Here is an 18,985-nt window from a genome sequence, read left to right as displayed (position 1 = left end):
AATAGCCTTGCCCCGACCCGTGAGACGGCGGCGAGGAATCAGGCCGTGCCCAGCAGCAGCTGGCGCTCCTTCAGCTCGTGCAGCCGGTCGCGAAGGCGTGCCGCCTCCTCGAACTCCAGGTTCTGCGCCGCCTCGTGCATCCCGTCCTCGACCCGCGATATCTCCTTGAGCAGCTCGCCGGGGGACAGTTCGGCGGGGTCGTAGAGGGCCTCGCGCTCGGCCACCCTGCGCTCCGCCTTGCGCCCCTTGCCCTTCTTCCCGGGGGCCTGGGCGGCCTCCAGGATATCCGCCACCGAACGGGTCACGGTGGTCGGGGTGATGCCGTGGGCCTCGTTGTGGGCGATCTGCTTGGTGCGACGCCGCTCGGTCTCGTCCATGGCGCGGCGCATGGAGTCGGTGACCCGGTCGCCATAGAGAATGGCCTTGCCGTGGGCGTTGCGCGCCGCGCGGCCGATGGTCTGGATCAGCGAGCGCTCGTTGCGCAGGAACCCCTCCTTGTCGGCATCGAGGATCGCCACCAGCGACACCTCGGGGATGTCGAGGCCCTCGCGCAGCAGGTTGATGCCCACCAGCACGTCGAACTTGCCCAGGCGCAGGTCGCGGATGATCTCCACCCGCTCCACGGTGTCGATGTCCGAATGCAGATAGCGCACGCGGACGTCGTGCTCGTCCAGGTACTCGGTGAGGTCCTCGGCCATGCGCTTGGTCAGGGTCGTCACCAGCACCCGCTCGCCCACCGCGCTGCGCAGGCGGATCTCCGAGAGCAGGTCGTCCACCTGAGTGCTGGCCGGCCGCACCTCCAGCTCGGGGTCGAGCAGGCCGGTGGGGCGCACCACCTGCTCCACCACCTGACCGGCATGCTCCGCTTCGTAGGGCCCCGGGGTGGCGGAGACGAAGATCGTCTGCGGGCAGATCGCCTCCCACTCCTCGAAGGTCATCGGGCGGTTGTCCAGCGCCGAGGGCAGCCGGAAGCCGTACTCCACCAGGGTCTCCTTGCGCGAGCGATCGCCCTTGTACATGCCTCCCACCTGGGGAACGCTGACGTGGGACTCGTCGATGAACAGCAGCGCATCCGCCGGCAGGTAGTCGAAGAAGGTGGGCGGCGGCTCCCCCGGGTTGCGCCCCGACAGGTAGCGCGAGTAGTTCTCGATGCCGTTGCAGTAGCCCAGCTCGTTCATCATCTCCAGATCGTAGAGGGTGCGCTGTTCGAGGCGCTGCGCCTCCACCAGCCGGTCGTTCTTGCGCAGCCATTCCAGGCGCTCGACCAGCTCGGCCTTGATCGCCTCGGCGGCGGAGATGATCGTTTCCCGCGGCGTCACGTAGTGACTCTTGGGGTAGATGGTCATGCGCGGCACCTCGCCCCGCGTTTCGCCGGTGAGCGGATCGAACAGACGGATCGAATCGATCTCGTCGTCGAACAGCTCGACCCGCACCGCCTCCTCGTCGGAGTCGGCCGGGTAGATATCGATCACGTCGCCGCGCACCCGGTAGGTGCCACGCTTGAAGTCCATGTCGTTGCGCGTGTACTGCAGCTCCGCCAGGCGCCGCAGGAAACGGCGCTGGTCGATCAGCTCGCCGCGGGTGAAGTGCAGGCGCATCTTCAGGTACTGGTCCGGGTCGCCCAGGCCGTAGATCGCCGAGACCGAGACCACGATCAGCGCATCGCGGCGCTCCAGCAGCGCCTTGGTGGCCGAAAGGCGCATCTGCTCGATGTGGTCGTTGATCGAGGCGTCCTTCTCGATGAAGGTGTCCGACGAGGGGACGTACGCCTCCGGCTGGTAGTAGTCGTAGTAGGAGACGAAGTACTCGATGGCGTTGTCGGGGAAGAATGCCTTGAACTCGCCGTAGAGCTGGGCCGCCAGCGTCTTGTTGGGGGCCATGACGATGGTCGGCCGCTGCAGGGTCTGCACCACGTTGGCCATGGTGAAGGTCTTGCCCGACCCGGTCACACCGAGCAGCGTCTGGTGGGCCAGCCCCGCCTCCAGCCCCTTGACCAGGCTGTCGATGGCCGTGGGCTGGTCACCGGCGGGCTGGAACTTCGAAGCGAGGCGAAAGGGCTTGCTCATGGGGTCTCCGGGGTCGATCGGGCCGGGATCAGGCCTCGGCGGCGGTGGTGGTCCGCGTCGCCACCTCCACGGTGGAGGCGGTCATCAGGCGGTGGATCGGGCACTTGTGGCTGATCTCCTCGAGCCGGGCCAGCTGCTCAGGGTCCTCGATGCCGTGGAAGGTCATGACCACTTCGAGTCGATAGATGCCCTGGCGTTCCTCGCTGTCGTCACGGTTCACCTTGACGCTCACGCCCTCCAGGGGCCACTTCTTGCGCCGGGCGTACATCTGGGAAGTGATCGCCTTGCAGGCGCCCAGGGAGAGGTCGAAGTAGTCGTGGGGGTCGGGCGCAGTGCCCTCGCCGCCGTAGGCCTCCGGAACATCGACATGGAGGTAGTCGAAGCCATCGAGCTCCACCCGCTGGCGATAGATGCTGTTGCGTTCGCTGATGACCTCGATGGTCTTCTTCATTGCCTTGCCTCGTGTTGATCACTTGACTTCGATGGGCAGCCCGAGGGCCTGCAACGCCTTGAGCAGTGCCTCGCGCCTGACCTGTCCCTCGACCTCGGCGCCGTGACGCCCGACCTCGACACTGTCGACGCCGTCGAGCATCATCAACGCCGTGGTGATGCGGTTGATCTGGTCGGCGTTCTCGACGCCCTTGAAGCTGAGCGACTGGTGCGCCATGTAAGACTCCTGGCCCGGAAGGCGTGAGGTGAGCTGTCCGCATGTAAGCAGGACCGAGTCTAACATGGCCCCGACAAGGCAGCAGCGGTTGCAATGTCGCACCGCTGCCCGCATTACGCTGGTAGATGATGAACGCGCGAGACCGATGACAGGAGCGCCCGAATGAACGAATGGATCGCCACCCTGGGGGGTCGGCAGGAGGCCGAGGACCGGGTCGAGTTCGAGAGTGGATCGCTGGCCTCGCCCGAGCCGGCAAGGCGGGCCATGGAAGCCACCGTGATGGCTCCCCTGGTGCATCTCGCCGTGCTCGACGTGACGGGCCCCGATGCCGAGCGATTCCTCCAGGGCCAGACCAGCGCCCAGGTGACCCTGGCCGATGGCGACTTCGCGCCCCTCACCGCCTTCTGCACCCCCAAGGGACGCATGCTGGCCAATGCCCAGCTGTGGCGGGTGGCGTCGGAACACTACCGGCTGATGATGCACCGCAGCCTGGTGGCGAGCCTGGCCGACCATCTGAAGAAGTTCGCTGCCTTCTACAAGGTGGAGCTGGAGGCACGCGACGACCTGGCGCTGATCGGCCTGATCGGCCGAGAGGCAGCGGCGCTGGCCGAGGTACGCTTCGATGTCGTCGCCCCCAAGCCGTGGCACCAGGCCGACAGCGAAGAACTCCAGGTCCTGGCCCACCCCGGGCCGCGTCCTCGCGTGCTGGCCTGCCTTCCCGCCGACAGGGCCATCGCGACCTGGCGACGCCTCGCCGAGCATGCCTTGCCGGTGGGCAATGCGGTCTGGCGGCTGCACGACATCCAGGCCGGCCTGGCCTGGCTGGACGCCAGCCAGGGCGATACCTACCTGCCCCAGATGATCAACTGGGAGGCGCTGGGGGGCATCAGCTTCAAGAAGGGCTGCTACACGGGCCAGGAGGTGGTCGCCCGGGCCCACTTCCGTGGCCAGGTGAAGAAGCGGCTGGTGCGTGCCCAGCTGGAGGGGAGCGAGCTGCCCACCCTCGGCAGCCCGGTGGAGACCGCCGACGGCAAGGCCGTGGGCGAGGTGCTGGCCGCCGAGCTCGACGCCTATGACCAGGCGGAGATCCTGGCGGTGCTGAGCACCAAGGAGGACCTGGGTCCCCTGAGCGTGGCCGGCCAGGCGTTCAAGCAGCTGAAACTGCCCTATCCCATCGAACGCCTGGACCCGGAGAGCCTGGCGGCCAGGAGCTGATCAGAGGCCAAGGAGCCGCCTGGCGGTGGCGGTGCTCGCCGCCGCTACCGCCTCGAGGGATTGGGCGCGCAGTTCGGCGACGACCCGGCACACCTCCGCCACCCGCGCCGGCTCGTTGCGCTCGCCCCGGTGGCCGGCCAGCGGCATGTCGGGGCTGTCGCTCTCCAGCACATAGCCGTCATCCGGCAGCGCCGCCACCGCGCGCTGCAGGCGCCTGGCCCGCTCGAAGGTCACCGCCCCACCGATGCCGACGACGAAGCCCAGATCGAGAAACCTGTGCGCCTGCTCGGGGGAGCCGGCGAAGGCGTGGATCAGCCCGCCGGCGGGAAGCGCCAGCTGGCGCAGCCGCCTGGCGACCTTGTCGTTGGCCCGCACGCAGTGGATCACCACCGGCAGCGCCCTCGCCTTGGCCACCCTGAGCTGGGCGTCGAACAGCCGCCACTGGGCGTCGAGGGTCTGCTCGAAGCGGGCATCGATCCCGCACTCGCCTATCGCCACGACGTCCGTGCGCTCATCCAGAGCACTCTCCAGCGCCGAGATATCGTCGTCACGGTGGTCATCCATGAAGTAGGGATGCAGCCCCAGGCAGACGCTGACGTCGTCGCGCCTCCCCAGCGCCAGCACATCGGGCCAGCGCTTGCGCGTCGTGCCCGGCACCACGAAATGCGCAACGCCCACCGCCCTGGCCCGCTCGAACACCGCCTCGCGGTCGGCGTCGAAATCGGGGAAGTCCAGGTGGCAGTGGGCGTCGATCAGCGGATGCATCGCTATAGGCCTTCGGTCGCGACGAGAGGGGCTTCACAGGGGAGTCTGAATCGCGGCTTTCCCGGCGACAGCCCTTCGCGGAGGCGCTGTAAACCCATCCCTGGGCGCTACCGATGCCATCCCTGGCATAGGACCTCCGCTTCGGGCTATCCCCGGCGCCGCTCGGCTTGGCACTATCCTGCTCGGCGCTTGTAGCTCAATGCTCCCGGGTGGGCTGGAAGCGGATCTCCGGCCAGCGCTCCTGGGTCATCTGCAGGTTGACCCGGGTGGGCGCGATATAGGTCAGGTAGCCGCCGCCGTCCATGGCCAGGTTGGTGCTGGCCTTGCGCTTGAACTCCTCGAGCTTCCTGGCGTCGTCGCAGTAGACCCAGCGGGCGGTGTTGACGTTCACTCCCTCGTAGACGGCCTCCACCTTGTACTCCTCCTTGAGGCGGTGGGCGACCACATCGAACTGCAGGGTACCCACGGCGCCGAGGATCAGGTCGTTGTTGTCCAGCGGCATGAACACCTGGGTGGCGCCCTCCTCGGAGAGCTGCTGGAGGCCCTTCTGCAGCGCCTTCATCTTCAGCGGGTCCTTGAGGCGCACCCGCTTGAACAGCTCCGGGGCGAAGTGCGGGATGCCGGTGAAGCGCATGTCCTCGCCCTGGGTGAAGGTATCGCCGATCTGGATGGTGCCGTGGTTGTGCAGGCCGATGATGTCGCCGGGCCAGGCCTCCTCCACCTGGGCGCGGTCCGAGGCCATGAAGGTCAGGGCATCGGCAATCTTGACGTCCTTGCCGATGCGCACGTGGCGCATCTTCATGTTCTTCTCGTACTTGCCCGAGCAGACCCGCAGGAAGGCGATGCGGTCGCGATGGTTGGGGTCCATGTTGGCCTGGATCTTGAAGACGAAGCCGGTGAAGCGACCGTCCTCGGCCTCCACGGTGCGGGTATCGGTTTCCCGCGGCTGGGGCGGCGGCGCGTACTCGACGAAGCCGTCCATCATCTCGCGCACGCCGAAGTTGCCCATGGCGGTACCGAAGTAGACCGGCGTGAGCTCGCCGCGCAGGTAGGCCGCATGGTCGAACTCGTGGGAGGCGCCACGCACCAGTTCCACCTCCATGCGCAGCTCCTCGGCCTGGTCCTCGCCGAGCACCGCGTCCACCTCGGGGTTGTCGAGTCCCTCGATGCGGCGGTCGTCGGGAATGCGGCTGCCCTGCCCCTGGGTGTAGAGATGGATGACGTCGTTGTAGAGGTGGTAGACACCCTTGAAGTGGCGGCCCATGCCGATCGGCCAGGTCATGGGGGCGCACTGGATGTTCAGTACCGTCTCGACCTCGTCCATCACCTCGATGGGGTCGCGGATGTCGCGGTCCATCTTGTTGATGAAGGTGAGGATCGGCGTGGTACGCAGGCGACACACCTCCATCAGCTTGATGGTGCGGGCCTCGACGCCCTTGGCGCCGTCGATCACCATCAGCGCCGAATCCACCGCCGTCAGGGTGCGGTAGGTGTCCTCGGAGAAGTCCTCGTGGCCCGGCGTGTCGAGCAGGTTGACGATGCGCCCGCCATAGGGGAACTGCATCACCGAGGTGGTCACCGAGATCCCCCGCTCCTGCTCCATCTTCATCCAGTCGGAGGTGGCGTGGCGATCGGCGCGCTTGCTCTTCACGGAACCGGCCATCTGGATGGCGTTGCCGAACAGCAGCATCTTCTCGGTGATGGTGGTCTTGCCCGCGTCGGGGTGCGAGATGATCGCGAAGGTGCGTCGAAGCCCGACTTCACGGGCCAGGGTGGGGTTTGACATCAATGCTGTCGCCTGGTCAGGACTCGAATGTGATCTTGAGGAATCGAAGAGGATGGCCCCGCTGCCGGGGCGCCGAAACGCCCATGATAACGCGGCAGGCCCCGTGCCTGCACCCTGCCACACGGCGCGACCGCGGCGGCGGACCTGTCCGGAGGATGCCGGGCGCCGGCCAGGTCAGGCGTCCTGGCCGTGTCGCTTGCCCTGCGGGTCGTCGCCAGGCCTGCCGAAACGCTCGCGCAGGGGCTCCACGTAGCTGAGCAGCACCGGGATCACCGCCAGCACCAGCAGGGTGGAGAAGGCCAGGCCGAAGGCGATGGAGGTCGCCATGGGGATCAGGAACTGGGCCTGCAGTGACGTCTCGAACAGCAGCGGCAACAGCCCGCCGATGGTGGTCAGGGAAGTCAGCAGCACCGCCCGCACCCGCTGTACCACCGCCTCGTTGAGGGCCGTGTCGATGTCACGGCCCTGTCGCCGCTCGCGACGGTAGAAGGAGACCAGGATAATGGCGTTGTTGACCACGATGCCCGACAGGCCGAACAGGCCGAAGAGCGACAGCATGGTCAGGTTCAACCCCATCATCCAGTGCCCCAGCAAGGCCCCCACCAGGGCGAAGGGGATGATCGCCATGACGATCAGCGGCAGGCTCCAGGAACCGAAGACCCAGGCCAGCACCACGTACATCAGGCCCAGCCCGATCAGCAGGCCGGTGCGCATGTCGGCGAAGGTCTCGCGCTGGTCGGCGGCGCGCCCCTCGAAGCTGTAGGTGAGGTGATGCGCCTGCATCAGTGCCGGCAGTACCGAACGCTCCAGAGCCTCGCGGACCCGGTCGGCGGAGTTGATCTCGCTGTCCACCGCGGCACTGACCTCCACCGCCAGGCGGCCGTCGGCATGACGCAGCGCCTCGAAGCCCTGGCGATGGTCGAGCGCCATGACCTGGTCGAGGGGCACGAAGTGACCGTCCGCCACGCGGATGGTCAGCTGGGACAGAGCGCCCAGCCGCTCGCGCTGCTCCCGGGGCAGCATCACCCGCACCTCCACCTCGTCCTTGCCGTCCTGGTAGACCTGGGCCAGGTGGCCGTCGAAGGCCGCGCGCAGCTGGTTGCCGAGATCCGCCGTGGTCAGGCCCAGCGCCTCGCCGTGGGCGTTGACCCGATAGACCAGCTGCTCGCGCCCCCAGGGCATGTCGTCCTCGGTGTCGTACACGCCGGGCAGTTCGGCGAGCGACTGGGCCAGCGAGTCGGCGGCCTCCTTGAGCGCGACGGCATCGTCGCCGACCAGCCGCACGTTGACGTCGCGGCCCGGCGGACCGGCCGCCCGCTCGCTGATACTGAGGGTGTCGACACCGGCCGGCAGCGTGATGCGCGAACGCCACTCGCGGATGAACTCGGTGTTGCGCACGTCCCGCTCATCGGACGAGATCAGCTCGATCATCATCGAACCCAGGTTGTCGCCGGCGCGCCCCTGCGCCCCGGCCGCCAGGGTGGCACCTTGCCTCACCACGGCATGCTTGACCAGGTCGCCGCCCAGGGCCGCCTCGGTCTCCTCCAGGGCGCGCCGCATCTCGTCCAGGGCCTGGCCGACCCGGTCGCGGTCGGTACCGGCCACGAAGCTCGCGTTGGCATAGAGCACGTTGGGCTCGGGGGTGGGGAAGAAGTTGAAGTCCAGCCGACCACCGGCCAGCAGCCCCAGGGTAAACAGGGTCACCGCCAGCGCCGTGGCCAGGGTGGCGGCGCGGTGACGCAGGGTCAGCGCGGAGAAGCGCCGGAAGGGCCCCTGCCGGAAGCGATCGAAGGCCGCCTCGAAGCGTTGCCGGGGCCGAGACAGCGGGTGCCGACGCTCGCGCCTGGCCGGCATGAAGGCGTTGCGCAGGTGGGCCGGCAGGACCACGAAGCACTCCAGCAGCGAGGCGATCAGCACGCAGATCATGATGACCGGAATGTCACCGAGGATGTTGCCGATCACTCCCCCCACCAGCAGCAGCGGCATGAAGGCCGCCACGGTGGTCAACGAGGAGGCGAGCACGGGCCACAGCATGCGCTTGGCGGCCCCCTCGGACGCGTGGCGCGGGTGCTCGCCCATGCGAAAGTGGGCATCGGCATCCTCCCCCACCACGATGGCATCGTCGACGATCACGCCCAGGGCCATGATCAACGCGAACAGCGACATCATGTTGATGGTGCCACCGATCCCCCAGAACACCGCCATGGCGGCCAGGAAGGCGGTGGGAATCCCGATGGCCACCCAGAGGGCCACCCGCGAGGGCAGGAAGAAGTACAGCAGCAGCAGCACCAGCAGCAAGCCGCCCAGGCCATTGCTGACCAGCAGGCGGATGCGCTCGTCGATCAGCTGCCAGGTCTCGTCGTGCACCTCCAGTTCGACCGTGGGCGGCAGGGTCGGGCGTACCTCCTCGAGCCAGGCCTCCAGCACCCGGGCGGCCTCCAGGGAGTGCCCCTGCTCGGCGCGCTGCAGCATCAGCTCCACCGCCGGGTTGCCGTCCCGCTGCAGGGTGACCTGCTGCTCGCGGGGCTCGCTGCGCACCGTGGCGATGTCGCCCAGGCGCAGGTGGACGCGGTCACCGCTGAGGATGGGCACATCGGCGAAGGCCAGGGGGTCGCGGCGCTGCTCCACCGCGCGCAGCTCGCGCGTGCTGTCCTGCTGCCCCAGCAGGCCCGCCGGCAGGTCCCGGGACATGCCCTGCAGCCGCGTGGCGATCTGCTCGAGGCTCAGTTCCAGGCCATGCAGTCGCTCGGCGGGAACCTCGATGCTGATCTGGCGCTCGGGCAAGCCATCGATGGAGACGCGGTCGATGCCACGTTGCAGGAGCTCGTCCTCGAAGCGGTGGGCCAGGTGGCGCAGCTCCTCCTCGCCCACCGGACCATGCAGCAGCAGGCGCGCCACCGGTTCGAAGCGCTCGGCCCGCGACACCCGGGGCAACTCGGCCTCCGTCGGCAGGTTGGTGAAACCGTCGACCTGCTGGCGCACGTCGTCCAGCGCCAGCACCGGGTCGCTGCCCTCGTGGAATTCCAGGGTGATGCTCGAGACCCCCTGGGCCGAGGTGGAGGTCATCCGCTTGAGACCGTCGATACCGCGCAGCCGCTGCTCCAGCGGGTTGGTGATCCCCTGTTCCACGTCCTCCGCGGAGGCACCGCTCCAGGCGGTACGCACGCTGACCACATCGAGGGCGAAGGTCGGAAAGAACTGGATGTTCATCCGCGACAGGCCCAGCAGCCCCCCGAGCAGCATGACCAGCATCACCAGGTTGGCCGCCACCCGGTGATGGACGAAGAAGCCGATCACGCCTCGTCGTGCACTCATCGCTCCTCCCCGTGGCCGGCGTCCTCGAGGCGCAGTCCCTCGATGGCATTGGGCAGGTGGGTGACCACCACCCGGCGCCCTGGCGCCAGGGCCTCGCCCGAGACCAGCAGCCAGGGTTCCCCGCCCGGACCGGTCACCTCGCCGTGGCGGGTCACCCTGATGCGCTGCATGCGCTGCTCGTCATCGATCAGGTAGAGGGTGTCGTCGCCGTAGAGGGCGCTGTAGGGCACGGCCAGCGACTCGCCGACGGCTGGCCGCTCGAGGACGATGGGCACCAGGCTGCCGGGGCGCAGGTCACCGGCCTCACCCGCCAGGCGCAGGATCGCCTCGGTGCCGGAGGGGTCGCCCTCACCGGCTAGCCCGACCAGTGTGAAGCGGTTGCCGTTGTCGTCCCTGGCCTCGAGCCGCTGGCCTGCATCGAGTGCCGCCAGCAGCTCTCGCTGGTAACGTCGGGGCAGCCGCGCGCGCAGTTCCAGGTCATCCAGGGGATACACCGACAGCAGCGCCGCCCGCGCCGCCACCTGGTCGCCCGGGGCGACCTGCAGCCGCGTCACCACGCCATCGAAGGGGGCGGTGACGCGGCTGCGCTCGGCATCGCGCCGGGCGATCGCCAGGGCCGCCATCGCCCTGGCCAGGCCGGCTTCCAGGCGCGCCAGGCGGGCGGGATGCTCGGCCAGGCTGCCCTCACGGGCCGTGACCGTGAGCTGCGCACCGGTCAGGGCGTCACGGGCGGCATCGACGTCCGCACGGGAAGCCAGGTTGCGAGTCACCAGCGATTCGTTGCGCTCGAGCTGGCGGCGGGCGTTTTCCAGCAGCTCCCGCTCACGGACCAGCGCCCGACGGTCATTGTCGTGGCGGATCCGCTCGGCCTCGAGCTGGGCCTCGAAATCCGCCACGTCGGCCTCGGCCTGGGCCACCAGCGGCAAGACGTCGGCGTCGTCGAGCGCCACCAGCAACGCCCCCCGCGTCACCCGCTGGCCGTCGCGTACCGGCCGCTCGGCGACCCGAGCGGCCACCGGGGCCACCACCACGGTCAAGGACGGCGAGACCACCTCGCCGAACAGCGGCAGGGTCGGCTGCCGTTCCGCGAGGGAGATCGCCAGGGTCTCGACGCGCCAGCTGCGCTCGCTGGGGGCGACGCTATCGGGTTCGGGACGGGTGGCGCGCAGCAGCACGAAGACCGCCACGCCCAGTGCCAGGATGGCCAGGGGGAGCATGCGCTTGAACATGGATGTGCAACACCGGTGCAGAGAAACCTGTGACAATATAACCTTATTACGAACAACTTTGACGTCGCGAACACCGGACGCGACAAATCGGCGCATCACCACCATCGGCCGTGTCGGCGGTCCGGTCGAGATCGGTTATCATCGACCGGCCATGAACCATGGAGACACCATGCCCGCCGCCCTGCCCCTGCCGCTGTCCACCCCCAACCGCAACCTGGTACGCCTGACCATCGTTCGCGGCATCACCTGGACCGGCTTCCTGGCCGCCATCATCATCGGCATCGAGCTCCTCGGCTTCGAGCTGGAGGTGCCGGCGGTGATCGCGGTGATCATCGCCATGGCCATGATCAACGTCGTCACCTGGTGGCGCCTGGGACGCCCGCGGGCGGTCACCCACAGCGAATACCTCGCCCACCTGCTGGCCGACGTGGCCGGATTGACGCTGCTGTTCTACTTCACCGGCGGTTCGACCAACCCCTTCATCAACTACTACCTGGTGCCGGTGACCATCGCCGCCGCCACCCTGCCCTGGCGCCACGCCTGGGCGATTGCCGCCACGGCCATGGCGGCCTACACCTTCCTGATGGGCTTCTACCATCCGGTGCCCCAGCTGGGTCACGGCCATGCCAGCGGCCCGCTCAACCTGCACGTGCTGGGCATGTGGCTCAATTTCGCCCTCTCCGCCAGCCTGGTGACCTTCTTCATCTACAAGATGGCCCATGCCCTGCGCAGCCGTGACCAGGCCCTCTCCCGCACCCGCGAGGCGGTGCTGCGCAATGAGCAGGTGCTGGCCGTGGCCACCCAGGCGGCCGGCACCGCCCACGAGCTGGGGACCCCCCTCTCCACCATGGCGGTGCTGCTCGCCGAGATGCGCGACGAGGCGCGCGGCAACGCCGTGCTGGAGAAGGACATCGACCTGCTGCGCCGCCAGGTCGATACGTGCAAGTCGCGGCTGCGTCACCTGGTGGCGAGCGCCGACCGGCGACGCATGGCCGAGCCGCAGATTCTCGACGCCGAGATGTGGCTCGCCGAGGTGGTGCAGCGCTGGCTGGTCCTGCGCCCCGACGTCAGCCACCGCCTCGAGGTCGCCGAGCGTCGCGGTCGTCCCTGGCTGGCCGTCGATCCGACCCTCGACCAGGCGCTGACCAACCTGCTCAACAACGCCGCCGATGCCAACCCCGACGACATCACCATCCGCCTCGACTGGAATGCCGAGGACGTGGTCATCGACATCCGCGACCACGGCCCCGGCGTGGCCATGTCGATCGCCGACCAGCTCGGCGAGACCTTCGTCTCGACCAAGAGCAAGGGCATGGGCATCGGCCTGTTCCTGACCCACGCCACCATCAACCGCTTCGGCGGCGGCGTCAGCCTGTACAATCATCCCGAGGGCGGGACCCTCACCGAGGTGACCCTGCCACGCAGAGAACCCGCGGACTGACCCGCTGCACCGACTCGACGACGCCCCTGCGAGGACTCCATGCAAGAGACCACACAACGCCTGCTGATCATCGATGACGACGAGATGTTCTGCCATGTGCTGGACCGCGCCCTGACCCGTCGCGGCTACGAGGTCCTGGTGGCCCATGATGCCGAGCAGGCCATGGTGCTGGCCCGCAGGCACTCGCCGCAACTGGCCACCCTGGACCTGAAGCTGGAGCACGAATCGGGCCTCAAGCTGCTTCCCGACCTCCTCGAGGTGGTACCGGAGTGCCGGGTGGTGGTGCTGACCGGCTACTCGAGCATCGCCACCGCGGTGGAAGCGATCAAGCTCGGCGCGGTGAACTACCTGTGCAAGCCGGCGGATGCCGACGAGGTACTGGCCGCCTTCCAGAAGCAGGAAGGGGACCCCGACACCGAGGTGGCGGACAACCCGCCATCGATCAACCGCATCACCTGGGAGCACATCCAGAAGGTGCTGCACGAGCACGACGGCAACATCTCCGCCACCGCCCGCGCCCTGGGGATGCACCGCCGCACCCTGCAGCGCAAGCTGCAGAAGCGCCCGGTGCGGCGCTAACCTTTGCCCCCTGAGATCGGCTGGTGGCCGACATCGCGGCTTGTCCGGGTCATTGCGCCGTCCACCCCAGGTCGATGTTCCAGCTCGCGCCGGTGACGGCACCGGCGGCATCCGAGGCGAGATAGGCCACCAGCCCGGCCACCTCGCCCGGCTCGATCAGGCGCTTGACGGCGGCATTCTTGAGCATCACCTGCTCGATCACCTCCTGCTCCTCCATGCCGTGCAGCCTGGCCTGGTCGGCGATCTGGTTGTCGACCAGCGGCGTCTTCACGTAGGCGGGGCAGATGGCGTTGGCGGTGATCCCCTGGGACCCACCCTCCAGTGCCGCGGTCCGGGTCAGGCCGATCAGCCCATGCTTGGCACTGATGTAGGCCGACTTGCCGGGCGAGGCCACCTGGGCATGCACCGAGGCGATGTTGATGATGCGGCCCCAGCCGTTCTGGCGCATGGAGGGCCAGGCCGCCTGGCTGAGCAGGAAGGGCGCGGTCAGCATCAGGTCGATGATCTGGCGCCACTTGGCCTCGGGGAACTCCTCGATCGGCGAGACGTGCTGGATACCGGCGTTGTTGACCAGGATGTCGACGCGACCGAAGCGCTTGATCGCCTCGGCCACCGCCGCCTTGCAGGCCTCGCCATCGGTCAGGTCGGCCTGGAAGAAGGCCGCCCCGGCCGCCTCGGCGACCTCCTGGCCGGCCGGATTGAAATCCACCGCCAGCACCTGGTGCCCCAGCTCGCAGAAGTGGTTCACCACGGCCTCGCCGATGCCGCTGCTGGTACCCGTGACCAGGGCGACGCGGGGGGTGAAAGACGCGGTCGATGTCATGCGTGACTCCTTGGCGTGTCGTGTCGGATGAACGAATCGGCCTCCAGCATAAGGCCCGGGACCCGCCGGCGCCAGCTCACTCCCGCGGGGCCATGACTCGCTCCATCAGCTGTTGGGCGAGGCGGCTGGCCGACTCCCTCGAGGCGACATCGGAAAGGTCGTCGAGGAGCTCGCAGGCCCACAGCCAGTGGCCGTCGCCAAGCCGCCGGGCATGAAAGCGATAATCGCCGGACGGCAGCGAGAGGCCCCGGGTAGCCTCGCCCTCCGGGGGCGGCGACGCCTCCGCGTCCGGCAGCACGACCAGCGACAGCGACAGGGGGGTGACCAGGGCGCCCAGCAGCTGGTCGCCATGGCGCTGGAAACAGAGGGCATCGGCCACCAGCACGGGATTGAAGCGCGGATCGCGCTTGGCGGCCTTGAGGTGGCTGCGCGTCCAGGCGGCGGCCAGCTCGCGCAGCCGGGCATACTCTTCGGGGCTCGGGGGCTGCATCGTTTCCTCCTGTGGGGCGCCCAGTATACCGACCGCCCCGGGGTTCGGCAGCACGGCTGCCAGCTGCTAGCATGAACGGGCCCCATCAGCCGAGACGACTCCCATGAGTGAAGCCGCCATGACGCATCTCCAGCGCCTCGGGATCGCCGTCGACATCGCCCGCGAGGCCGGGCGGATGATCGTCGAGGCCCGCAGCAGCCAGGCCTTCGGCCATCGCTACAAGCACGGACACGAACTCGTCACCGACGTCGACGTGGCAGTGGACACCCGGATCTCCGAACGGCTCGAGCAGCACTTCGGCCACGAGGCACGCCTCAGCGAGGAGCTGGCACCGGACCCCAGCCGACTGGCCCGTCCCGAACCGCTCTGGGTGGTCGACCCCATCGACGGCACCGTCAACTTCGCCCATGGCCTGCGCCATGTCGCCGTCTCCATCGCCTGGGTGCACGAGGGCCGCACCCGGCTCGGCGTGGTCCATGCCCCCTTCCTCGGCGAGACCTTTACCGCCCTGGACGGCCAGGGTGCCTGGTGCAACGAGGCCCCGATCCGGGCCAGCCGCACCGACGACCTGCGACGCAGCCTGGTGGGCACCGGGTTCCCGTACCACCGCGACGCCCGCCCCCCGCTGTTGCGTCGGCTCGCTGCCGTCCTCGACCACTGCCAGGACGTGCGACGCAACGGCTCGGCGGCACTCGACCTCTGTGACGTGGCCTGCGGCCGGCTCGATGCCTACTACGAGAGCGTATCGCCCTGGGATTGCGCCGCCGGCTGGCTCATCGCCCGCGAGGCCGGCGCCCGCACCGGCCACCTCTACCCCTGCCCCGAGGGCATCCCCGAGGACCTCCACGGCGAGAACCTGCTGGTGGCGAGTCCCGGCATCCACCACGAGCTCGGGGAACTGCTGCGTCGTGCCGACGATAGCCCCCCGCAATGACACGCCAAGTCCTCCCCTATTGGCCAGAATGGGCGGCATCGGTCACAATGGCGCCCTGATTTTTCCTTTTCCTGCTCACTATTCGTCCGTGCTCGTGACGAGCACCAGGAGATCGCTCATGTTCGTCGTCATCTTCGGTCGCCCCGGCTGCCCCTTCTGCGTGCGTGCGGTGCAGCTCGCCGAACGACTCGAGTCCGCCAAGGCCATCGACGGCTTCCGCTACGTCGACATCCAGAAGGAGGGCATCACCAAGGCCGACATGGAGAAGACGATCGGCAAGCCGGTGCGCACCGTGCCGCAGATCTTTGTCGACCAGGCGCATGTCGGCGGCTTCACCGAATTCGACCGCTACGCGCGCGACAACAGCCTGCTGGAGACGGCCGGCGCCTGACCGGCCCCGCGGGGCGGCGGCACCCCGATGTCGGCCAGGCGGTGACATGGGGACGACACCGGGCCATGCGCGAGTGCTACCCTTGGGACGTCCCTCGTCACCACCGGAGCACGCCATGGATCGCCCCCTTCACCGGCAGGATCCGCAAGCCCACTGGCACCAGACCGGCGAACAGCATCGCCGCCTGATCGACAGCACCCGCTCACTGGCACCGCTGCGTACCGCGGTCGTCCATCCCTGCGACGGCCCCTCCCTGGCCGGGGCCCTGGCCGCCTGGCGCGAGGGCATCATCATCCCCCTGCTGGTCGGGCCCCGGGAGCGCATCGAGGCCACCGCCGAGGCACTGGGCGAGTCCATCGGGGAGCTCGAGCTCATCGACACCCCCCACAGTCACGCCTCCGCCGAGCGGGCCGTGATGCTCGCCGCCGGGGGCGACGCCGAAGCGTTGATGAAGGGGGCCCTGCACACCGACGAGCTGATGGCCGCGGCGGTCAACCGCCGGTCGGGCCTGCGCACCGAGCGCATGATGAGCCATGTGTATGCGCTGGACGTGCCGAGCTATCCACGGCCGCTGCTGATCAGCGATGCCGCCCTGCACATCACCCCGGACCTGGCCGCCAAGCGCGACATCATCCAGAACGCCATCGACCTGACCCGGGCACTGGGCATCGAGTGCCCGAGGGTGGCCCTGCTCTCGGCGGTGGAAACCGTGCGCGCCACCCTGCCCTCCACCATCGAGGCCGCGGCGTTGTGCAAGATGAGCGAGCGTGGCCAGATCGAGGGGGGCGTGCTCGACGGGCCGCTCGCCATCGACAACGCCGTCTCCGTGACCGCCGCACGCCAGAAGGGGCTGGACTCGCAGGTGGCGGGCTGCGCCGACATCCTGGTCGCCCCGGACCTGGAGGCGGCCAACATGATCGCCAAGCTGCTCATCCACCTCGCCGGGGCCCAGGCCGCCGGGCTGGTGGCCGGCGCCCGGGTGCCGATCATGCTCACCAGTCGGTCCGACGACGTGGAGACCCGGCTCGCCTCCGCCGCCCTGGCCATGCACCTGGCCCGGGCGGGTCGCGCCGACGGGGCCGGCCCATGAGCCGGATCCTGGTGCTCAATGCCGGCTCCGCCACCCTCAAGTTCGGCCTCTACGGGGAGGGCGGCGGCGAGCTGCGGGGGCTGGTCGAGCGGGTCGGCCAGCTCCCCACCCTGCGCCTGCTCGACGGCGAGCTCGACCCCTCCGGCTTCGCGCCGCCCTCCAGCGATCACGGCGGCGTGGCCGAGGCGCTGCTCGCCTGGCTCGAGGAGCGGGGATGTCTCGCCGGGCTGGCCGGGGTCGGCCACCGCGTGGTTCATGGCGGCACCGAACTGGCCGATCCCGTGCGCCTCGACGACGCCCGGCTGGCCTACCTGGCGAGCCTGGAGCCCCTGGCCCCGCTTCACCAGCCGCAGTCGCTGGCGATCATCCGCACCCTGCGCGAGCGGCATCCCCGCCTCGCCCAGGTGGCCTGCTTCGACACCGCCTTCCACCGCAGCCAGCCCCGGATCCACCAGCTCTTCGCCCTGCCGCGCCAGCTGGCCGACGAGGGCATCCTCCGCTATGGCTTCCACGGGCTCTCCTACGCCCATGTGGCTCGCAGGCTGCCGGACGTGGTGGGCGAGACGCGTGCCCGGGGTCGGGTGGTGATCGCCCACCTGGGCCAGGGCTGCAGCCTCTGCGCCCTGCAGGGCGGGCACAGCCTGACCACCTCCATGGGCTTCACCGCCCTGGACGGCATGATGATGGGCAGCCGCTGCGGCAGCCTCGACCCCGGCGTGGTGCTCCACCTCCAGCAGCAGCGCGGCCTGAGCGCGGCCGAGGTCGAACGTCTGCTCTATCGCGACAGCGGCCTGCTCGGCGTCTCGGGGATTTCCGCGGACATGCGCGACCTGCTGGAGAGCGACCACCCCAACGCCCGGGAAGCCGTGGCGCTGTTCATCGAACGCCTGCTGCGCGAGATCGGCGCCCTGGTGGCACTGCTCGGCGGGCTCGACGCCCTGGTCTTCACTGCCGGGATCGGCGAGCACGCCGACGAGATCCGCCTGCGCACCGCGAAACGCCTGGACTGGCTCGGCGTCACCCTCGACACGGCGGCCAACCGCCGCCACGACCTGCGCATCGACCGCGGAAGAGGGCCGGCCCTGGCGGTGATCCCCACCGACGAGGAGGGCGAGATCGCCCGCGCCACCCGTATCTGCCTGGGAGCGTCTTCCCCTCGTTGAAAGCTCCCGGAAGCCCTCTGCCTATACTTTCGGCTGAACGCCCACCCTGGGGCCGGAGGCATCACGACAGAGGGAAGTGCAAGATGCAGCGGGAAGAGTTCGTCCAGCAACTGTGGCTGGACTATGTCCACCAGCACCCGGACATCGGCGGGTTGCGACTCTGGCCGGTGGAGGCGCCGGCAGAGTACCTCGCGATCCTCACCCTCAATCACGGCCCCTACGGCATGGACGCCCTGCTGCCGACCCTGGCCCACTTCGGCTACCGCCGCCAGCACCGTCATGCCATGGCCGACCGGGGCCTGCTGGTGTCGCTGCTCTCCCCGCCCGATGACGCTGCCTGGCTGGTGCTCGCCGAATTGCAGCTCGGCACCCTGTCGCGCCATCCCCGCGAGAGCCTCGAGGCGCTGGTGGCCCAGGCCCCGCGCGAGGAGCGTCGCGGCCAGAACCTGCTGTGTCGGGGCCGGCCCTGGCCGATGCCCGACTGGTCGACCTACCAGACCCTCTGCCAGGCCCATCCGCTGGCCGGATGGCTCGCGGTGATGGGCCCGCGCATGCACCACGCCGGCTTCGATTGCCAGCGACTGGGCCATGACCTCATCGACCTCGACCTGCAGATGCGCCAGGTGGGGCTGGTCGGCAACTCCGATCGCCACCACGGGATCTTCCCTGTCTCGCCACTGCTCGACTATCGCTTCTACCCCACCTGCTCCCGGCGGCTGGCCTTCGCCGACGGCGATGAGCACCGCATCGAGCTGGGTGGCCTGGCGCTGGTGCAGAAGCAGGTCAGCGCCAACCAGGAGCGTGCCGCGGAGCTGCTGCTGCCCCATCATACCCGCTGCGAGATGTCCTGAGCCGACCCCGCCGCATTCATCCACAGAATCTGTGGATAACGCTGTGCAAGAGCCTCGGGAAAGCCTCTCCCGACGGCCTGACCATGCAACGGTCACTTTTTCGACAGCCGAGCCCCCGTCATCTTCCGCCCCCGGAACGAACGCGGCCCGGACGACAGGCGTCCGGGCCGCAGCGGCATG

At 69.0% G+C, this 18,985-nt stretch carries 17 protein-coding genes; 8 read left to right on the top strand and 9 right to left on the bottom strand.

Features of this window, described 5'->3' with window-relative positions:
- Nucleotides 1–38: 38 nt before the first annotated feature.
- Genes uvrB through ACOMD9_RS07580 form a run of 3 tightly spaced genes read right to left on the bottom strand, consistent with a single transcriptional unit; the run spans nt 39 to nt 2,733 of the window.
- Entirely contained in the window at nt 39–2,066 is a 2,028-nt protein-coding gene (uvrB, locus tag ACOMD9_RS07590; RefSeq protein WP_421413328.1) for an excinuclease ABC subunit UvrB, read from the bottom strand.
- A gap of 28 nt (nt 2,067–2,094) precedes the next feature.
- Complete coding sequence (locus ACOMD9_RS07585) at nt 2,095–2,517, bottom strand: OsmC family protein (protein ID WP_421413325.1); 423 nt, start codon at nt 2,515–2,517, stop codon at nt 2,095–2,097.
- An 18-nt stretch (nt 2,518–2,535) separates the two neighbouring features.
- Nucleotides 2,536–2,733 (bottom strand): hypothetical protein, encoded by a 198-nt coding sequence (locus ACOMD9_RS07580; RefSeq protein ID WP_421413323.1) that lies wholly within the window; start codon nt 2,731–2,733, stop codon nt 2,536–2,538.
- 162 nt (nt 2,734–2,895) lie between these two features.
- Between ACOMD9_RS07580 and ygfZ the strand changes: the two genes are divergently transcribed.
- Entirely contained in the window at nt 2,896–3,948 is a 1,053-nt protein-coding gene (ygfZ, locus tag ACOMD9_RS07575) for a CAF17-like 4Fe-4S cluster assembly/insertion protein YgfZ (protein WP_421413320.1), read from the top strand.
- On the opposite strand, the gene ACOMD9_RS07570 is transcribed toward ygfZ, so the two are convergent.
- The 4 genes from ACOMD9_RS07570 to ACOMD9_RS07555 form a co-directional block, all read right to left on the bottom strand.
- On the bottom strand, nt 3,949–4,713 hold the full coding sequence (locus ACOMD9_RS07570) for a TatD family hydrolase (RefSeq protein ID WP_421413318.1): 765 nt from the start codon (nt 4,711–4,713) through the stop codon (nt 3,949–3,951).
- Nucleotides 4,714–4,909: 196 nt separating this feature from the next.
- Nucleotides 4,910–6,499 carry a peptide chain release factor 3 gene (gene prfC / locus ACOMD9_RS07565; protein ID WP_421413316.1) on the bottom strand — a complete coding sequence of 530 codons (1,590 nt, stop codon included), beginning with the start codon at nt 6,497–6,499 and terminating at the stop codon, nt 4,910–4,912.
- A 174-nt stretch (nt 6,500–6,673) separates the two neighbouring features.
- The gene (locus tag ACOMD9_RS07560) at nt 6,674–9,814 is read right to left on the bottom strand and encodes an efflux RND transporter permease subunit (protein WP_421413313.1); all 3,141 of its coding nucleotides are present in this window, start codon (nt 9,812–9,814) and stop codon (nt 6,674–6,676) included.
- On the bottom strand, nt 9,811–11,043 hold the full coding sequence (locus ACOMD9_RS07555; RefSeq protein ID WP_421413310.1) for an efflux RND transporter periplasmic adaptor subunit: 1,233 nt from the start codon (nt 11,041–11,043) through the stop codon (nt 9,811–9,813). Before ACOMD9_RS07555 ends, ACOMD9_RS07560 begins: the two co-directional genes overlap by 4 nt.
- Nucleotides 11,044–11,212: 169 nt before the next feature.
- Here ACOMD9_RS07555 and ACOMD9_RS07550 point away from each other — a divergent pair, with 169 nt between their 5' ends.
- Together ACOMD9_RS07550 and ACOMD9_RS07545 are read left to right on the top strand one after the other, a co-directional pair.
- Nucleotides 11,213–12,484, top strand: coding sequence for an ATP-binding protein (locus ACOMD9_RS07550; protein WP_421413309.1), 1,272 nt, complete (start codon nt 11,213–11,215; stop codon nt 12,482–12,484).
- A 39-nt stretch (nt 12,485–12,523) separates the two neighbouring features.
- Complete coding sequence (locus ACOMD9_RS07545; protein ID WP_421413306.1) at nt 12,524–13,063, top strand: response regulator transcription factor; 540 nt, start codon at nt 12,524–12,526, stop codon at nt 13,061–13,063.
- Between the two features lie 49 nt (nt 13,064–13,112).
- Here ACOMD9_RS07545 and ACOMD9_RS07540 read toward each other — a convergent pair whose 3' ends face one another.
- Both ACOMD9_RS07540 and hybE read right to left on the bottom strand, forming a co-directional pair.
- Nucleotides 13,113–13,886: a 3-hydroxybutyrate dehydrogenase gene (locus tag ACOMD9_RS07540; protein WP_421413304.1), complete on the bottom strand. Its 774-nt coding sequence runs from the start codon at nt 13,884–13,886 to the stop codon at nt 13,113–13,115.
- A 76-nt stretch (nt 13,887–13,962) separates the two neighbouring features.
- Nucleotides 13,963–14,376 carry a [NiFe]-hydrogenase assembly chaperone HybE gene (gene hybE / locus ACOMD9_RS07535; protein WP_421413302.1) on the bottom strand — a complete coding sequence of 138 codons (414 nt, stop codon included), beginning with the start codon at nt 14,374–14,376 and terminating at the stop codon, nt 13,963–13,965.
- Nucleotides 14,377–14,479: 103 nt separating this feature from the next.
- Here hybE and ACOMD9_RS07530 point away from each other — a divergent pair, with 103 nt between their 5' ends.
- From ACOMD9_RS07530 to ACOMD9_RS07510, 5 genes are all read left to right on the top strand, one after another.
- Nucleotides 14,480–15,310, top strand: a complete 831-nt coding sequence (locus tag ACOMD9_RS07530; protein WP_465249804.1) for an inositol monophosphatase family protein — start codon at nt 14,480–14,482, stop codon at nt 15,308–15,310.
- Nucleotides 15,311–15,428: 118 nt separating this feature from the next.
- Nucleotides 15,429–15,701 (top strand): GrxA family glutaredoxin, encoded by a 273-nt coding sequence (locus ACOMD9_RS07525; RefSeq protein ID WP_421413300.1) that lies wholly within the window; start codon nt 15,429–15,431, stop codon nt 15,699–15,701.
- 115 nt (nt 15,702–15,816) lie between these two features.
- Nucleotides 15,817–16,791, top strand: a complete 975-nt coding sequence (locus ACOMD9_RS07520; protein WP_421413298.1) for a bifunctional enoyl-CoA hydratase/phosphate acetyltransferase — start codon at nt 15,817–15,819, stop codon at nt 16,789–16,791.
- Entirely contained in the window at nt 16,788–17,954 is a 1,167-nt protein-coding gene (locus ACOMD9_RS07515; protein ID WP_421413296.1) for an acetate/propionate family kinase, read from the top strand. Before ACOMD9_RS07520 ends, ACOMD9_RS07515 begins: the two co-directional genes overlap by 4 nt.
- Before the next feature lie 83 nt (nt 17,955–18,037).
- The gene (locus ACOMD9_RS07510) at nt 18,038–18,805 is read left to right on the top strand and encodes a VOC family protein (RefSeq protein ID WP_421413295.1); all 768 of its coding nucleotides are present in this window, start codon (nt 18,038–18,040) and stop codon (nt 18,803–18,805) included.
- The last annotated feature ends 180 nt before the right edge of the window (nt 18,806–18,985 follow it).

Origin of the sequence: Halomonas terrestris (assembly GCF_049166755.1) — a bacterium.
Taxonomy (GTDB): Bacteria; Pseudomonadota; Gammaproteobacteria; order Pseudomonadales; family Halomonadaceae; genus Halomonas.
This window is presented reverse-complemented; position numbering and strand designations above follow the sequence as displayed.

Bases quoted from the DNA above. Each gene is read 5' to 3' on its own strand.
- ACOMD9_RS07585 (WP_421413325.1), bottom strand. From the start codon at position 2,517: ATGAAGAAGACCATCGAGGTCATCAGCGAACGCAACAGCATCTATCGC.
- ACOMD9_RS07525 (WP_421413300.1), top strand. From the start codon at position 15,429: ATGTTCGTCGTCATCTTCGGTCGCCCCGGCTGCCCCTTCTGCGTGCGT.
- ACOMD9_RS07550 (WP_421413309.1), top strand. From the start codon at position 11,213: ATGCCCGCCGCCCTGCCCCTGCCGCTGTCCACCCCCAACCGCAACCTG.
- ACOMD9_RS07520 (WP_421413298.1), top strand. From the start codon at position 15,817: ATGGATCGCCCCCTTCACCGGCAGGATCCGCAAGCCCACTGGCACCAG.
- ACOMD9_RS07570 (WP_421413318.1), bottom strand. From the start codon at position 4,713: ATGCATCCGCTGATCGACGCCCACTGCCACCTGGACTTCCCCGATTTC.
- ygfZ (WP_421413320.1), top strand. From the start codon at position 2,896: ATGAACGAATGGATCGCCACCCTGGGGGGTCGGCAGGAGGCCGAGGAC.
- ACOMD9_RS07530 (WP_465249804.1), top strand. From the start codon at position 14,480: ATGAGTGAAGCCGCCATGACGCATCTCCAGCGCCTCGGGATCGCCGTC.
- uvrB (WP_421413328.1), bottom strand. From the start codon at position 2,066: ATGAGCAAGCCCTTTCGCCTCGCTTCGAAGTTCCAGCCCGCCGGTGAC.
- ACOMD9_RS07580 (WP_421413323.1), bottom strand. From the start codon at position 2,733: ATGGCGCACCAGTCGCTCAGCTTCAAGGGCGTCGAGAACGCCGACCAG.
- ACOMD9_RS07540 (WP_421413304.1), bottom strand. From the start codon at position 13,886: ATGACATCGACCGCGTCTTTCACCCCCCGCGTCGCCCTGGTCACGGGT.
- prfC (WP_421413316.1), bottom strand. From the start codon at position 6,499: ATGTCAAACCCCACCCTGGCCCGTGAAGTCGGGCTTCGACGCACCTTC.
- ACOMD9_RS07545 (WP_421413306.1), top strand. From the start codon at position 12,524: ATGCAAGAGACCACACAACGCCTGCTGATCATCGATGACGACGAGATG.
- ACOMD9_RS07560 (WP_421413313.1), bottom strand. From the start codon at position 9,814: ATGAGTGCACGACGAGGCGTGATCGGCTTCTTCGTCCATCACCGGGTG.
- ACOMD9_RS07515 (WP_421413296.1), top strand. From the start codon at position 16,788: ATGAGCCGGATCCTGGTGCTCAATGCCGGCTCCGCCACCCTCAAGTTC.
- ACOMD9_RS07555 (WP_421413310.1), bottom strand. From the start codon at position 11,043: ATGTTCAAGCGCATGCTCCCCCTGGCCATCCTGGCACTGGGCGTGGCG.
- hybE (WP_421413302.1), bottom strand. From the start codon at position 14,376: ATGCAGCCCCCGAGCCCCGAAGAGTATGCCCGGCTGCGCGAGCTGGCC.
- ACOMD9_RS07510 (WP_421413295.1), top strand. From the start codon at position 18,038: ATGCAGCGGGAAGAGTTCGTCCAGCAACTGTGGCTGGACTATGTCCAC.